The following is a 15,540-nucleotide window of genomic DNA, read 5'->3' on the forward strand; positions in this document are numbered from 1 at the left end:
AATGGATGCAATTCAAAGTTTCTTTCAATATATATTAGACTTTGGAGCAGCAGTATTTGTTCCATTACTTATGATTGTTGTTGGTATCATCGCAAGAATGAAATTCCGAGAAGCCTTAAGTTCTGGAATCATTTTAGGGGTTGCCTTTGTCGGGATGGGAATTGTGATTGGATTTATGCTTGATGCTCTAACACCTGCCGCACAGGCATTGGTAGAAAAAACAGGAATTCAGCTCAATATAATAGATGGTGGTTGGACTTCTATGGCAACCCTTGCATGGGCCTGGCCGTTAGCCTTCTTAATGTTTCCTTTGCAGATGGTTGTAAACGCTATCTTACTGTTACTTAATAAAACAAAAACTTTAAATGTCGATTTATGGAATGTTTGGGGCAAAATTTTAACCGCTGTATTAATTATAGGAGTAAGTGGTAATGTCATTTTGGCCTTTATAGTTGCTGCCATTCAAATGATCGTTGAATTGCTTTTAGCAGATGTTAACCAAAAACAAATTGAAAAAATCACTGGAATTCCTGGAATTACATGTTCACATAGTATGATGATATTTGCTGTATTTCTTCTTCCCTTCAATTGGCTATTGAGCAAAATACCTTTCTTAGATAAACATGTCGACGCAGATACATTAAAAGATAAACTTGGCATCTTTGCAGAGAATCATGTCATGGGATTTATAATCGGAGGATTATTGGGGGTTTTTGCTGGATATTCTATTCAAAATACATTAATGCTTGCCATACAGGCAGCAGCTGCATTAACCTTATTCCCAATGGTAGCAAAATTATTTATGCAAGCCTTATCACCACTGTCTGAAGCTATTTCAGATTTTATGAAGCGTAAATTTGAAAATCGCGAACTGTTTATTGGGCTGGATTGGCCAATTTTAGCTGGTAGTAATGAAGCTTGGGTTGCAATGATTCTAATGGTTCCAATCACTTTAGTGTATGCCATTATTCTACCAGGAAATAATATCCTTCCATTCGCAGGTATTATTAATATTTCCTTAGCTGTACCAGCTCTGATTATTACGGGAGGCAACTTGCTACGTATGCTTCTTTTAGGTGTTATCACAACACCGATATTCTTATACGTTGCTACTGGTTTTGCCTCTACCATTACCAAATTAGCAAATGATACTGGTGCAGTAACAGTTCAAGATGGACAATTAATTTCTTGGAGTACACTTGAATATCCAGTGTTCCGTTATATCTTTGCAAGTGCAACAGGTGGTAGTATTTTGGGGATTATTATGGTAGTCGTTTGGGTTGCCTTATTTATCGCTTACTACAAAATGATGAAAAAAAGAACAGAAAAATTTGAAAAGGAAGAAGAACAAAATTCTGCGGCCTAACAAAGAGGGTGAAAAAAATGATTTACACAATTACTCTTAATCCGGCTATCGATCGTTTAATTAAGATAAAAGGAACATTAACAAAAAAACTAACCAATCGTGTTCAAAACGTAGAATACGATTTAGGTGGAAAAGGGTTACATGTCTCTAATGTATTAACAAAATTCAATATTGAGAACGAAGCACTCGGTTATATCGGGGAAGTAAATCAGCAATTGATGGGGAATATATTAGCTAAAAAAAGCATCCGTCATCATCTTCTCGTTGAAGATGGCGCTTCAACGAGAGAATGCATGGTTGTAATGGATGACACCAATGCAGGAAGTTTGATGATAACAGAAAATGGCTTTCATGTATCTGAAAAAAGTCATTACAAACTAATTGATTTTCTCAATCAGTTTGTAACAAAAAAAGACATTGTTGTTATTGCCGGCTCTATGCCGCCTAACTACACTATAGCACAACTGCAGGAAATTATTAATACCATTAAGAGCAAGAATAGCTTTATCGCCTGCGATTTATCAGGGGAAGCACTTGCTGCGGTTGTTGACATGGGGATTAATTTTATCAAACCTAATCAATACGAAGTGCAGGTACTTTTAAGAGATACAAACACTACGCTTATTCAAAAAATAGAAGAATTAGCAAGACTAATAGATTATGTAGTCGTTAGTTTAGGAAAAGGTGGAAGTTATGTTGCGCATAAAAATGCGATTTACCATGTTAGTTCCCCTAGCGTTCAAGAACAAAATGATACAGGCGCAGGAGACGTATTTGTAGGAACATTTATTGCTCAACTAGTAAAGGGGAAAGACCTTCAGACTATAATGAAATATGCTACGGGATGTGCTGCCTCAAAAGTTACTAAACATAATTCTACTGATTTTGATGTCAAAGAAGCAGAAAGCTATTTTGATAGAATTTCCATAAAAAAATTAGGGAGCGATGATTATGTTGTATCGTAAAGAACGAGAAGATTTATGTAAAGTTGTCAAAACGATGTTTGATCGTTTTGAGACAAATGCAGCTGGCGGGAACGTTAGTGTACGGATGAATGAAAACCATATTATTATGACACCAACCTTAATGTCACAAGCTAAACATTGTAATTTAACTCCAGAAGAAATCTTAGTCGTCGATATGCAAGAGCAAAAGATTGAAGGAGATGGCAAAATAACTCGAGAAATCAATATGCATATGGCTTGCTATCGGGAGAAAGCGGATATCGGCTGCGTCCTTCATGCACATCCAAAAGAATCAATGGTTTTCGCGACGATAGGTATGGATCTTCCTAATTTAACAGAAGCTACTCAAAAGCTCGGTCACATACCTGTCTTACCTTTTGCACCAGCTACATCCATGGAATTAGCGCTCATTGTTAAAGAATATGTGGCAAATTTAAAGGATGAACCCATCCCTAAAACAATGTTATTAAATAAACATGGCATTCTTGTATTAGATAAGTCACTTCGAAAAGCATACGATATGCTTGAACGCGTCGAATATAATGCATATGTTGCTGCAAAAGCGCTGATTTTCGATGCATTAAACATTAAAAAAATGGATGAAAATAAAGAATATCAATACAATCTAGAGGAGTAATAACAATGAAAGCAAATATTCAAATATGGATTTTCATTAGTGCCATATTATTAGTCTTAGGTTATATTTATTCTTCCCCATCCATCTCGATATTTGCATTAGTAGCTGCAATAATTGCCTATAAACAATACAAGAACGTTTAAGGAAAAATAGTCCTCGTGGGACGATTCTTTTGATTCCATTTAAAAGGAATCAGAAGAACCGTCCCGTTGTGCCCTTACGCTTCCAAAAAACCGTCCCTATATACCCAACAAATAACCCTAATAGTACTCCAATACCATCGATAATAATTGCGTCTTGCCAATGGCCTGTTCTGCCTGGTACGAAGCTTTGGTGCCATTCGTCTGATAGTGCATAAAGAAGTGTGAGAGTACCGCTTAATACATACACCCATTTTCGTTTTATTTTTGTGTGCATAAGCGTTAGAAAAAGAAGAAGGCATAATAGGCAATAACCGATAACATGTCCAGCTTTGCGGAATAAGAATTCTATAAATCCATAGGGATCAGCATCAGAGGAAACAATTTGTCCATCATACTCAAAACGGATAGATGGTAATGGGACATTAGATAGATCCACTTTATCTCGTAAGAATGGCTTAATATCTTGTTCTTGATACGGCATATGTGAGAAGAAAAAGATTACCATCATGGAAGCAATACAAATGAAAAATAATAGATAAAATCTTTTTTTACGTGAAAATTTTAATGGCAATTACATTCATTCCTTTTTATTTAATCCATTTTCAGCAACTTAGCTTACTTAAAATAATTGTAAAATTTAGTGAAATGGTAAGATTGTATTTTCCATTATACAATTATTCATAGAAAAAAGCGTAGTCTTTTTTGTTTTTCACTCCTAATTAAATAACTATCTAATAATTAAATAAACAAAATATTCACACTTTTTATTCTGTTTATTGTATAATCAAACTATCGTTTCGAAAAACGAAATACTTTACTAGTAGAGGAGAATGAAAATGAATAAAGAGATGGAAAAAACGCTTTACCGTTCAGAAGTTCCTTTGGAACACACTTGGGATCTACGAGATTTATTCGAAACCGCAGAAGTTTGGAAAGCGGAAATAGTCTCTATCGAAGAGGACATTCCTACTGTCACTCAATATAAGGGTCAGTTTCATCAGAATGCCAAAATTTTATTGGAATGCCTCAAAGCAAGAGATGCACTAAGTGAAAGATTATCGAGAGCCGTCACATATGCTAATCTTAATCAGTCTGCAGATGGATCCAATCCTGTTTATCAAGAGAACGATGCTATTGTTTCTTCCCTTTATGCAAAAGTCAGTTCCAGTCTTTCCTTTATTGATTCTGAAATCCTTACTCTATCAAGTGATAAAATAAATACATACATGAAAGAGGAGGAAGAACTGCAGGTTTTCTCCAAAACACTTACGGATCTAATGGAAGCAAAGCCTCATATGCTAACACCAGAAACAGAGGAAGTATTAGCAGCCTTTGGTGAAATCCATAGTTCTCCATATATGATTTATCAAAGAAGTAAAACATCCGATATGGATTTTTCCTCTTTTGTAACAGATAACGGGACGGAATATCCTTTAACATTCAATTCATTTGAGAAGTATGAAGAATCCTCTGATAAAGAGCTTAGAAGAAAAGCATACGTCACTTTTACCGAAGGACTAAATCGTTATAAAAATACGTATGCGGCTACCTATGCAACAGAGGTGAAAAAACAAGTAATTGAATCTCGTCTTCGTAACTATGAATCTGTAACCGATATGCTTTTACAAGAGCAGCAAGTAACAAAAGAAATGTACCATAACCAACTAGATACCATTCTTACAGAATTAGCGCCACATATGCAAAGATATGCAAAATTAAAAGAACGGGTTTTAGGTCTAGAAAAAATCCATTATTGTGACTTAAAGGCACCACTTGACACAACCTATGATCCTGAAATCACCTATGAAGAAGCATCCAATCTTATTCTAGAGGCACTTGATGTCATGGGACCAGAATATATGGATATAATGGAAAAAGGCTTAAAGGACCGTTGGGTAGATTTAGCTGATAACCATGGGAAACGGTCAGGGGCATTCTGCTCCAGCCCGTATGGAGCTCATCCTTATATTTTAATGACCTGGCATAATTCGATGCGAAATACATTTACACTAGCCCATGAACTTGGACATGCAGGACATTTTGCTCTTGCAGGAAGAAATCAAATTATCTCAAATACTCGACCATCCCGTTACTTTATCGAAGCACCATCAACTATGAATGAAATGCTTTTGAGCAAGCATATTATTAAAAAATCTACTAATATGCAAATAAGAAGATGGGTTATCCTTCAATCTTTAGGTACGTATTATCATAATTTCGTTACCCATATTTTAGAAGGGGCATTGCAAAGAAGAATATATGACTTAGCAGAACAAGGAACCCCGATTACAGCTAAAGTTTTATGTGAGCAAAACATCGAAGTCTTAAAGTCATTCTGGGGGGATAGCGTAGAAATAGATGAAGGTGCAGGACTAACATGGATGCGCCAACCACATTATTATATGGGACTTTATCCATATACTTACTCAGCAGGACTTACAGCATCTACTGCTGTCTCTCAAATGATTGAAGAAGAAGGACCGCCTGCCGTTGATCGCTGGCTAACCGTTCTGAAAGCTGGTGGCACACTAAAACCATTTGAGCTAATGAAACTAGCAAATGTTGATATGTCCACACCAGAGCCAATCCAAAAAGCAGTAGCTTATGTTGGAAGCTTAATAGATGAGCTTGAGGCAAGTTATTAAATAAAAGACTGTTTTCTAAAAGATTGTTGCTTTCTCAATAGAAAAAACCAATTAATGAGGAAAACTGAGCAGCCTGAATACACGTAGACGCCACGGGGATTAGCGAGACAGCCTGAGACCCTGCAGGCCAAAGGCAGACCGCGGCTTTAGCGCGAGCCCCACGGAAAGCGAAGTGTATTCAGGCTGCGGGTCATAGCAACAAACTTTACGAAAACAGCCTAAATAAAAGACCTTTTAGAAAAAGTGGGGAAGGAACTTCAACTCCCCTTCCCCACTTTTTCAATTTTTACAGCTTTTCCCCATTCGATTGAATGACTTCCTTATACCAATAAAAAGAGTCTTTCTTCGAACGATTCATCGACCCATTTCCTTCATTATCGCGATCAACATAAATCATTCCGTAACGCTTCTTCATCTCACCTGTTGTAAAGGAGACAATATCAATAATTCCCCATGGAGTATATCCAATCAAATCAACCCCATCATACGTTACAGCCTTTTCTAACGCTTCAATATGAGCCTTTAAGTACTCGATTCTTTCTTGGTCATGAATAGCTCCATCCGCTTCAACCGTATCAATAGCTCCAAAACCATTTTCCACAATAAATAATGGGATTTGATAGCGATCATACAAGCGATTTAACACATAACGAAGACCTGTTGGATCAATGGACCAGCCCCAGTCACTTGATTTGATATACGGATTTTCGACTGCATTCGGTAATCCTCCGTTTACAATATCCCCTGCATTATTATTTGTCACATCACTCTTCACTGTGGTAGACATATAGTAACTAAATCCTAAATAATCAACTGTCCCATTTTTTAAAATTTCTTCATCACCAGGCTCAAAGGTAATAGAATAGCCTTCTCGTTCAAATTCCTTTAAAGCGTATTTCGGGTAGAATCCACGGACTTGTACATCTGGGAAGAAATAGCGTTGTCTCATTTCTTCTTCTGCTAACATAACATCCTCTGGATTAGAAGAATACGGATAGATTGGAATATGGGATACCATTGCACCAATTTGAAAATCCGGATTTATTTTTTTCCCAATGGACACAGCTAAGGCACTGGCAACTAATTCATGATGTGCCGTTTGATACATCACTTCTTTTGCATTTTCCCCTTCCTTTACTGTTACTCCTGAATTGGTCCATAAGAATAGTGGACCAGATACATCCATTTGATTATTAATCTCATTAAATGTCATCCAGTATTTCACTTTATCTTTATAGCGACGGAAACATGCTTCTGCAAATCGCACAAAACAATCGACTACCTTCCTATTTCTGAAACCACCATATTCTCTAGCTAGATGTAATGGCATTTCAAAATGGGATAGCGTAATAACTGGCTGAATTCCATATTTTAATAATTCATCAAATACTTGATCATAGAAACGTAATCCTTCTTCATTCGGCTCTAATTCATCTCCTTTTGGAAAAATTCTGCTCCATCCAATCGAGGTTCGTAAGCACTTTAAGCCCATTTCTGCGAACAAGGCAATATCCTCTTTGTATCGATGATAAAAATCTATTGCTTCATGATTCGGATAAAATTGATCTTCTTCCATTGTGTCCGTTATTTTTCTTGGCACACCATGGGCACCTGCAGTCATAACATCTACAACACTTGGACCTTTGCCAGCTTGGTTCCAGCCGCCTTCGAATTGGTGTGCAGCTAATGCGCCACCCCATAAAAAATCTTTTGGCATTTTACTCATTGTTTTTCCTCCTTCTAATCTATCTGACCAAATAGTTTATACGCTTATTTTATTCCAAACGTTTTCATCATAATCTTACATTCACATTATAATTGTACCGGTATAATAATAAAAACACAATACAATTATTTTATACCTAATTAATATGAATGAGTTTTTTTACCATATATGCTATAATCCAGCTATAAAGCTTAAGGATAATCGAGGTATCTATATGTTAAAATACCAGCAAATTGCAGTAGAAATAGAAAGATATATTGAAGCACATAAACTGAAGCAAGGAAGTAAGCTACCGGTTATTGAAACTTTAATGAATCAATACGGTGTCAGTAAAAGCACGATTATAAAAACCTTAGAACTATTAGAAAAAAAAGGAATTATTTTTCAAGTAAGAGGTAGCGGTATTTTTGTAAGAAGACAAAATCGAAAAGGCTATATCAGTTTACTTTCTAATCAAGGATTTAAAAAGGATTTAGAGGATTATGCGCTCACTTCAAAGATAATCGAGCTAGAAGTAAGAAAGCCTACAGAAGAAGTTTCGTTCAATTTAAACATGGATTTTCAAGAGGATGTTTATTATGTAAAAAGAATTCGCTATATAAACGGGCAAACCCTTTGCCTTGAGGAATCCTACTATAATAAGTCCGTCATTACCTATTTAAATAAAGAAATCGTTTCTGAATCAATTTTTCATTACATAACAGAAGGATTAGGATTAAAAGTTGGCTTTTCGGATGTCTATTTACATGTGGACAAGTTAAGTGAGGAAGAAGCAGCTTATTTAGGATTAGAAAAAGATGCCCCTAAATTACTAGTAGAAAGCATCTTTCATTTAACAAATGGACAGCCCTTTGACTTTTCAAAAGTCACTTATAACTACCAGCAATCCCAGTTTTTTATACAGGCAAATAGCCACTTCTTTTAATTTAATTTGTCTTAGAGGTAATGAAAGAGGAGTCACAATTAATAGTGCTCCTCTTTTATTTTTAAGAAAGTTACATTTATAAAGAAAGAGAGCTTTCTCCTAAATTTTAAATCTAGAAACTAAAGACCGCAGTTCCTCTGACATTTTAGATAATGCAATTGCAGAGCTTGAAATTTCTTGGAAGGAAGCGGTTTGTTCTTCTGTTGCTGCCGCAACACTCTCTGTTCTTTCTAATGTTTCACGAGAAGTATGAGCGATTTCTTCAACTGACTCTTGAACTTCTTGAACCTCTGCTGTAATTTCTTGTGTCGTTTCCGCCATATTTTCAATATGAACCGTTATCGCTTCAATGCGATTTAGAATTTCTTTTATATGTTCATTTGTTGTATCCGATAATTTTATTCCAGACTCTACATTATCTTTCACTAAAGACATATTTTTCTCCGTAGAATCGGAATGTTTATGAATAGAGCTTATAAGTGTATGAATTTGATTAACGGAACCACTTGTCATCTCCGATAGTTTTCTTACTTCTTCTGCAACAATTGCAAACCCTTTTCCATGCTCACCGGCTCTAGCTGCTTCAATCGAAGCATTCAACGCCAGCAAATTCGTTTGATTCGAAATATTCTCGATGCTAGTTAACACCTGGATGATTTCATTCGTACTCTGAACAAGAGATTTCAATCCATTTCCTGCTAGATCAACGGATGAATGGATTGTCCCCATTTGCGTTTGCATTTCTGCCAATGCTGATTCTCCATCCTTAGCTTTACTTTTAATAAGCAGTGATTCATTTGCAACTTGGCTAGCAGTATTCGCCACATTCTTAATATTATCCAAGGAATTGTTAACCTCTATTAAACTATTTTGCGTAAGTGTATCTTGTTTATTCCCATTCTCCGCAATGGCTTGAACAGCATTTGCAACTTGCTCGGCAGCTACTGTTGATTGTTCCATACTGGAAGCTAATTCGTCGGATGCTAGTGCTACATTTTTGGAAGTTTCCCCTACACTGCCTATCATCGTTTGAAGAGATCCAACAAATGCATTAAACGAATTTGCTAAAAGACCAAATTCGTTTTTCCCATTTACTTTCACTCTTTGTGTTAAGTCCCCTTCACCAGATGCAATATTTTGCAATTGACTATTTATTTTATTTAACGGGCCCAAAATAGACTTAAGTAAAATAAACCCTAATACGATGCTTAAAATTGTTGCAATAATAATGATGATAATTAAAATCATTTTTGTTAGTTCATTATTTTTTTCATTTTGTTCTTCAATTAAAAGAACATCTTGATTGATGTGCTCCACTAATTCATTCACAGCTGGATCCAGTACTTCTTTTCGCAATGTACGTAAATCCTCAAAATGAAGTTTTTCTGCAGAAGCTTTGTCTTCGCTAAAAACCTCTGGCACTTGATCACTTGTCGTTAAATACGATTGAAGACTAGTATGAAATACTTGGATATCTTCTTCATACACACGATAATTCGATAAATTTTCCATTTCTATTAATGTATCATTGATATCCGATTTTTTTTCACTAATTCCGTCCATGTATTCCTTATTTCCTGTAAGAAGAAAGCCTCGTTCATCATTAGAGACTCCAGCAATGCGATATTGTAAATGCGTAACAAGACGCTGCATTTCTTTTGCAGCTGTTAGTTCCTTACTATATGTTATTAAAGCTTGTAAGCTGCCATTACTGTAAAATCCTATTCCGAGCATAGATATAATTAAAATGAAGAAAATGAGTGCTAGTTGATATTTTATTTTCATCTTATCCCCCTGTGTTTCTATTCTGCTTTTTCATAGCTATTTGTCTTTGATTCTTTTTTAACTATATACTTTATATATATCGGAAACATTGAATTTATATATAGTTTGTATCCGGTGTCATTTTTCTTTTTTAAAATTTTTTTCTAATGAGCTTTCAATAGATAAAATAACACACAAAAAAAAGACATCTTCTGTGTAAAAGTTGTCTTTTTTTTAGATGGCTTTACTATTTCAACACATGAATTTTCCCATTATTCGTTGTCAATTTCACTAGATTTTCTCCATTGCCAATCACTGTACTTCCTTTATATTTATCTAAAATATTAATGCTACCGTTATCGACATGGACATCAAAGGTTACGTTTGTGGGTTCATTCTCTGTTTCAATCTCGATGCTTCCATTATTTGTTTCTAACTCTATTGGTTGATCTAAAGCAGCTGTTAGTATAGAAAATTTCCCATTATTGGTTTTCCCTTTAATACTACCAATTACATGCTCCAACGATACTCTGCCATTATCTGAATTAACTTCTACTTTTTTTGATAGGATGTTTTTCATTTCGATTCGGCCGTTATTACTTTCTGCTTTTAACTGCTCAACACCTAGATTTGCTATATTAATCTTTCCATTATCATTATTAATGATCATTGATTTATATTGTTTCTCAGGCAATGCAATCCTTAATGTAAGGGAGCCAAAATCAAGATGAATAAAACCAATCTGTTTTTCTTCCAAGTTTACAATCAGTGTTTCTCCATCTACCTTTGCAGTTAAATTTGTCATTGTATCTTTAGTACCTTTTCCAACTACCTCTACTTTTGTTTCCGGATCTGTAGTAGGTATAATTTCAACCGCTGCATTATTTGACTCCAATTCTACAGCAGTAATGTTTCTTTCTTTGAACACTTTTTCCTCTGCAATATCTATTCCATTATCACGAAAGGTAAGAAAACTACCTAAAGTGCCTATTATAATTAGGACAATCCCAGTTATCATTAATTTTTTTAAATTAGTCATTCTTTAAGCCACCTTTCACCAATTTAGCATTAAACTTCAAATAGGTTACAAACCCTTTCATGGAAAATTTAGTTAGATAGAACATGCCAATCGCTATAAATATTCCCAATCCTACAAGTAGAAGCGACATAAACAATGGGAAAAGTGCAAATCCACTTGGCTGTAATACGCTATCGAAAATGACAAGTAACGGAGAAAGGATAAAAGATGCTCCAACTACCCAGCCTGATACAATAAGCGCTACTAATGCAATAAAGGGACCAAGAACAATAGCAAGATTAAAAAATCCTAAACCAATCACTGCCCATAGCGCTCGAAAAATATTTCCTGTTGAAATCGTGTTTTCTACCTTTTCAAGATGGTAAGTGGCTAATAACTCTTTTGCTATTTGCTGAGGAGATCCTAAAGAATGCGCAATTTCTTCCTCTGTTTTACCTTCTTCCATCCCTATAAAAAAATGCTCTTCATAATCATGCAGGATATCCTTTTTTTCTTCAGCCGGAAGCTTTTGTAATCCCGCCTGTAACTGTTTAAAAAATTGGTCTTTAGTCATTTTTCACACCTTCTTTTATTAATTGATTCACACCAGTAGAAAATTCATTCCACTCCGCAATAAGCTCATAAAGATAGGTTCTTCCTTTGTCCGTTAACTTATAGTATTTACGTGAAGGACCTTCTGTTGACTCTTGTAAGTAGGTTGTAGAATATTCTTCCTTTGTTAACCTTCTTAGCAATGGATAAACGGAACCCTCTGATATTTCAATTTGATTTGATATCTTCTGAACTAACTCGTAACCATAGCGATCTTTTTTATCCAAAAGTACAAGCACACATAACTCTAATACACCTTTTTTAAACTGTACATTCACCTTTTCCACCTACCTATATTCATCGCTCAGTACCTTACATTAAACAGTACTGTTGCAAAACCATTACTACACAATAATAATATAACATTCAGTATTGTTTATTGCAAGGTACTATATAAAAAATATACTATTTCCCTGTATCTATTTGTTTAGATGGCATGGAAATGCTAATGGCTGATTATTTATCTTTGAAGACGAAAAGGACCAAAGAGAAAATATCTCGATGACCCTTTTAAATTCTACTTTTTCAAATAAGTAATTTCATTCTCTTGAATAAAATTACATCCTTCAATTACAGGAGACTTGCGTAATTCACTGGAAAACTTATTTAACAATTGGACTAAAGATTCTTTTTCTTCAGGATTCACATGAAACTTGATTCCATATTGGTAAATATCATTATCCTCTTGTTTCCAAACAATCACTCCGTTTAATTTTACCTGTTGATTCATTATAGTAGCCTCAAACTGTAAGATAAAATCAGCTCTAACTGGAAGCTCTAAAGTTGATAATATTTTTATGCCTCCATAACCAATATTTTTAATTAGCACTTCTGTTTTCCCAAGATTCACTCTACGGCCATTTATAAAGATTAGTGTCATTTCTGCACTTAATGGGAACGATAAATGGAGTCGATTATATTTTCTCCTATTTTTAATATTCACTAATTCATCCGTATTAGCAGGATAAAGAATTTCTTGCTTGAGCAAATCTTTAAAATCCGGTTCAGACACAGCCTTGCTAAATAGATAACCTTGGATTATTTCACATCCTTGCTGTTGTAAAAACTCTAATTGTTCCATTGTCTCCACTCCTTCTGCAACAACGGTCATTTTCAACCCTTTTGCCAGAAAAAGTGTAGATTTTATAATCATTTCTGAGCGTTCATTTAATTTTTTCCCGATAAAAGATTTATCAATTTTAATCGTATCAATCGGATATCTTTCAAGATGGGTTAAGGAAGAATATCCCGTTCCAAAATCGTCCAAAGATACTTTTATTCCTACTTCTTTCAAAAACTCAATGGAGTTTTGCACCATTTCATTGTGATGAAGCAAGGTAGTTTCGGTAATTTCGAACTCTAATAAAGAAGGATTCACCTTCCAGTCATTTATAATATTTAAAACACTGGTCGTCCAATCCTTCCGTAAAAAGCTCTTTGGCGATATATTCACGGAAATTGGCACCAATGGTAAATCACTTTGTTCCCAAGTCTTCAAATACTGACATACTTGCTTTAATACCCACTCCCCTATCTCAATGATGAAGCCATTCTCCTCGGCAATGGATATGAAATCCTTCGGTGATACCATCCCCCACTCTGGATGCTTCCAACGTATTAAAGCTTCTGCCCCTACTATTTTATTGGTAATCGCATGGACCTTTGGCTGAAAATATACGAAAAATTCATTATTCTTTATTGCCTTTCGTAAGTCTCTTTCCATCGTAAATAGTTTATAGGACTCAATATTTAAAGAAGAGGAGTAGATTTGAAAATTATTTTTTCCATTTTCTTTGGCCCGAAATAAAGCCGCATTTGCATTTCTTTGTAACTCTTCCGATGTTTCTCCATTCGACGGGAAGGAGCTAATCCCAATGCTTGCTGTAACATATAATTCATAGCGATCAATAAAAAATGGCTGCTGAAGCTGACTAATTATTTCATTTGCCAATCTCACTGGGGCTTCTGAAAGGGGGCTATCCTCAAGCAAAATACTAAACTCGTCACTTCCTATTCTTGCAAAGAAAGTGGGCTGCTTTACTATCCTTTGAATTCTTTGGACAAATCCTTGCAATAATTGATCACCAATTCTACTTCCCAATGAACTATTTATATTTTTAAAAGCATCTAAATCCATATTTAAAAGGAAGAAATTCGTATTATTTGCAGTGCATTCCTCAATTAATGAATCTATTTTTTCATCAAATTTTCGTCTATTTGGTATATTGGTTAAATAATCATTATAGGCAAGATGCTTAATAACCTCTTCCGCTTCTCGATATTCTGTTATATCAGTGAAAATCCCGTCCAATCTAATTAGATCTCCGTTTTCATCGAATACTGGTATCGCTTGATCCTGTATCCATCTAATCGAACCATTCTTTTGATAAATTCGATAATTATTTTTTAAAGGAATCCCCTTCTGGAAAAAATCCTGATGGTGTTTTATAAATATAGGTAAATCCTCAGGATGTATAATATTCTTATAAAAATCAAGACTGTTTATTTCTTCCATTGGATGACCTAATACATGTTCCATACCAGGTGAATGTAATAATAGTTGATCTTTCTTTGCATCAATAGACCAAATTCCAACTTCTAAATTATCAAAAATATTTTTATATCTAAGTTCATTTTCTTTGAGCCTTTGCTCCGCTAATTTCCTTAATGTAACATCTAAAATCGTACCAATAAGTTTAAGGGTATCTTTTTTCTTATCTTGAATTAATTTGGCTTCCTCTACCACATAGAGAAGTGCCCCATCTTTTCGTCGAATTCGATATTCCTGTTTAAAGTCTTGCTTCAGCTTAATTGCATTTCGATATGTTTGTTCAAAATTTTCACGATCTTCTGGATGGATAAATTGCAGGATTTTTCCGAGATTTGGGACAATTTCATCTGGTTTGAGTCCATATATTTTATATTGCTGCTTCGACCAATACCATTCATCGTTTAGGATGTCATATTCCCAACTTCCAAAATTTGCAACTTGTTGAGATAATTCAAGATTATCTTTTATCTGCACAAGATCTCTCGTACTTTTTTTATAAAGCGTAATATCCTTAGCCATTCCATAAATAGCAATCACTTCATTATCCTTATTTATCATCGGAATATATGTTATATCTACATCAATTGAATCACCATTTTTATGAAAAATGACAGCATGATAGTTTTGTGCAGTACCATTTAGGGCACCTTTAAAATATATTTCCCTTTTCTCCATATCTTTTTGATCAAAAAACTTTAGAAAGCTTCCAGAAAGATCTTCATCACTATATCCAAAGATTTTTTTGACTGAGCTATTATAATCAAGAGCATTTCCTTTTAAATTCAACAAAAAAACAGCATCTGGATGATTATCGTAAAGGGCTCGAAAGGTATCAGCATTAAGGGCAGATGCATGATCATAGTTAGTAAAATCAGGATGACTTATTTCATCCTTTTTAAATTTCTGCATGAAATCCTTTAATCTGCTCACTTTTTCCTCCTCTTTCTTATATCGTTTCGTTTCTTGTTCTTTACTGTAAGATATCATAAAATTTGCAAATTACAAACAGTTCACAGCTAACTAATATTTGGAAATAGAATATTTCCCCTACTTCTATTTAACTATATTATAAAGGGATTGATAGGAAAACATAAGATTATTCAGTTTATTTGGAAGAAATTAGAGGGGGTAATTGGAGTTAGAAATTGTAGATTTAGCTATGAAAAAATCAGGAGAGGATACCTCCCC

The 15,540-nt window shown here is 34.7% G+C and carries 13 protein-coding genes; 6 read left to right on the forward strand and 7 right to left on the reverse strand.

All coding sequences use genetic code 11. The features are described 5' to 3' along the window. Position 1 precedes the first annotated feature (1 nt). From RTL21_RS02435 to RTL21_RS02450, 4 genes are read left to right on the forward strand one after another with little or no spacing between them, the layout of a single operon-like run. Complete coding sequence (locus RTL21_RS02435; RefSeq protein ID WP_312092966.1) at positions 2 to 1,366, forward strand: PTS galactitol transporter subunit IIC; 1,365 nt, start codon at positions 2 to 4, stop codon at positions 1,364 to 1,366. A gap of 17 nt (positions 1,367 to 1,383) precedes the next feature. After that, positions 1,384 to 2,331: a 1-phosphofructokinase family hexose kinase gene (locus RTL21_RS02440; RefSeq protein ID WP_312092968.1), complete on the forward strand. Its 948-nt coding sequence runs from the start codon at positions 1,384 to 1,386 to the stop codon at positions 2,329 to 2,331. Next, on the forward strand, positions 2,318 to 2,968 hold the full coding sequence (locus tag RTL21_RS02445) for a class II aldolase/adducin family protein (RefSeq protein ID WP_312092970.1): 651 nt from the start codon (positions 2,318 to 2,320) through the stop codon (positions 2,966 to 2,968). Before RTL21_RS02440 ends, RTL21_RS02445 begins: the two co-directional genes overlap by 14 nt. Positions 2,969 to 2,973: 5 nt before the next feature. Continuing rightward, the gene (locus tag RTL21_RS02450; RefSeq protein WP_312092972.1) at positions 2,974 to 3,111 is read left to right on the forward strand and encodes a hypothetical protein; all 138 of its coding nucleotides are present in this window, start codon (positions 2,974 to 2,976) and stop codon (positions 3,109 to 3,111) included. 49 nt (positions 3,112 to 3,160) lie between these two features. Here RTL21_RS02450 and RTL21_RS02455 read toward each other — a convergent pair whose 3' ends face one another. Beyond that, the gene (locus RTL21_RS02455) at positions 3,161 to 3,682 is read right to left on the reverse strand and encodes a VanZ family protein (protein WP_312092974.1); all 522 of its coding nucleotides are present in this window, start codon (positions 3,680 to 3,682) and stop codon (positions 3,161 to 3,163) included. Positions 3,683 to 3,947: 265 nt separating this feature from the next. Between RTL21_RS02455 and pepF the strand changes: the two genes are divergently transcribed. Continuing rightward, positions 3,948 to 5,756, forward strand: coding sequence for an oligoendopeptidase F (gene pepF, locus RTL21_RS02460; protein ID WP_312092976.1), 1,809 nt, complete (start codon positions 3,948 to 3,950; stop codon positions 5,754 to 5,756). Positions 5,757 to 6,042: 286 nt separating this feature from the next. Here pepF and bglA read toward each other — a convergent pair whose 3' ends face one another. After that, the gene (gene bglA / locus RTL21_RS02465) at positions 6,043 to 7,482 is read right to left on the reverse strand and encodes a 6-phospho-beta-glucosidase BglA (protein WP_312092978.1); all 1,440 of its coding nucleotides are present in this window, start codon (positions 7,480 to 7,482) and stop codon (positions 6,043 to 6,045) included. A gap of 214 nt (positions 7,483 to 7,696) precedes the next feature. Between bglA and RTL21_RS02470 the strand changes: the two genes are divergently transcribed. Continuing rightward, the gene (locus tag RTL21_RS02470; protein ID WP_312092980.1) at positions 7,697 to 8,407 is read left to right on the forward strand and encodes a GntR family transcriptional regulator; all 711 of its coding nucleotides are present in this window, start codon (positions 7,697 to 7,699) and stop codon (positions 8,405 to 8,407) included. Positions 8,408 to 8,506: 99 nt separating this feature from the next. Here the strand turns inward: RTL21_RS02470 and RTL21_RS02475 are convergent, their stop codons facing one another. The 5 genes from RTL21_RS02475 to RTL21_RS02495 form a co-directional block, all read right to left on the reverse strand. Beyond that, positions 8,507 to 10,192, reverse strand: coding sequence for a methyl-accepting chemotaxis protein (locus tag RTL21_RS02475; protein WP_312092982.1), 1,686 nt, complete (start codon positions 10,190 to 10,192; stop codon positions 8,507 to 8,509). 226 nt (positions 10,193 to 10,418) lie between these two features. Then, the gene (locus RTL21_RS02480; RefSeq protein ID WP_312092984.1) at positions 10,419 to 11,210 is read right to left on the reverse strand and encodes a DUF4097 family beta strand repeat-containing protein; all 792 of its coding nucleotides are present in this window, start codon (positions 11,208 to 11,210) and stop codon (positions 10,419 to 10,421) included. Further along, positions 11,203 to 11,763: an HAAS signaling domain-containing protein gene (locus RTL21_RS02485; RefSeq protein WP_312092986.1), complete on the reverse strand. Its 561-nt coding sequence runs from the start codon at positions 11,761 to 11,763 to the stop codon at positions 11,203 to 11,205. Before RTL21_RS02485 ends, RTL21_RS02480 begins: the two co-directional genes overlap by 8 nt. Then, complete coding sequence (locus RTL21_RS02490) at positions 11,756 to 12,079, reverse strand: PadR family transcriptional regulator (RefSeq protein ID WP_312092988.1); 324 nt, start codon at positions 12,077 to 12,079, stop codon at positions 11,756 to 11,758. Before RTL21_RS02490 ends, RTL21_RS02485 begins: the two co-directional genes overlap by 8 nt. A 239-nt stretch (positions 12,080 to 12,318) precedes the next feature. Further along, complete coding sequence (locus RTL21_RS02495; protein WP_312092990.1) at positions 12,319 to 15,282, reverse strand: EAL domain-containing protein; 2,964 nt, start codon at positions 15,280 to 15,282, stop codon at positions 12,319 to 12,321. Positions 15,283 to 15,540: the final 258 nt, after the last annotated feature.

Origin of the sequence: Niallia sp., from assembly GCF_031978665.1 — a bacterium.
GTDB lineage: Bacteria > Bacillota > Bacilli > Bacillales > Cytobacillaceae > Niallia.

Coding starts and splice junctions, on each gene's coding strand:
- RTL21_RS02435 (WP_312092966.1), top strand. CDS start 2: ATGGATGCAATTCAAAGTTTCTTTCAATATATATTAGACTTTGGAGCA.
- RTL21_RS02440 (WP_312092968.1), top strand. CDS start 1,384: ATGATTTACACAATTACTCTTAATCCGGCTATCGATCGTTTAATTAAG.
- RTL21_RS02445 (WP_312092970.1), top strand. CDS start 2,318: ATGTTGTATCGTAAAGAACGAGAAGATTTATGTAAAGTTGTCAAAACG.
- RTL21_RS02450 (WP_312092972.1), top strand. CDS start 2,974: ATGAAAGCAAATATTCAAATATGGATTTTCATTAGTGCCATATTATTA.
- pepF (WP_312092976.1), top strand. CDS start 3,948: ATGAATAAAGAGATGGAAAAAACGCTTTACCGTTCAGAAGTTCCTTTG.
- bglA (WP_312092978.1), bottom strand. CDS start 7,482: ATGAGTAAAATGCCAAAAGATTTTTTATGGGGTGGCGCATTAGCTGCA.
- RTL21_RS02470 (WP_312092980.1), top strand. CDS start 7,697: ATGTTAAAATACCAGCAAATTGCAGTAGAAATAGAAAGATATATTGAA.
- RTL21_RS02475 (WP_312092982.1), bottom strand. CDS start 10,192: ATGAAAATAAAATATCAACTAGCACTCATTTTCTTCATTTTAATTATA.
- RTL21_RS02480 (WP_312092984.1), bottom strand. CDS start 11,210: ATGACTAATTTAAAAAAATTAATGATAACTGGGATTGTCCTAATTATA.
- RTL21_RS02485 (WP_312092986.1), bottom strand. CDS start 11,763: ATGACTAAAGACCAATTTTTTAAACAGTTACAGGCGGGATTACAAAAG.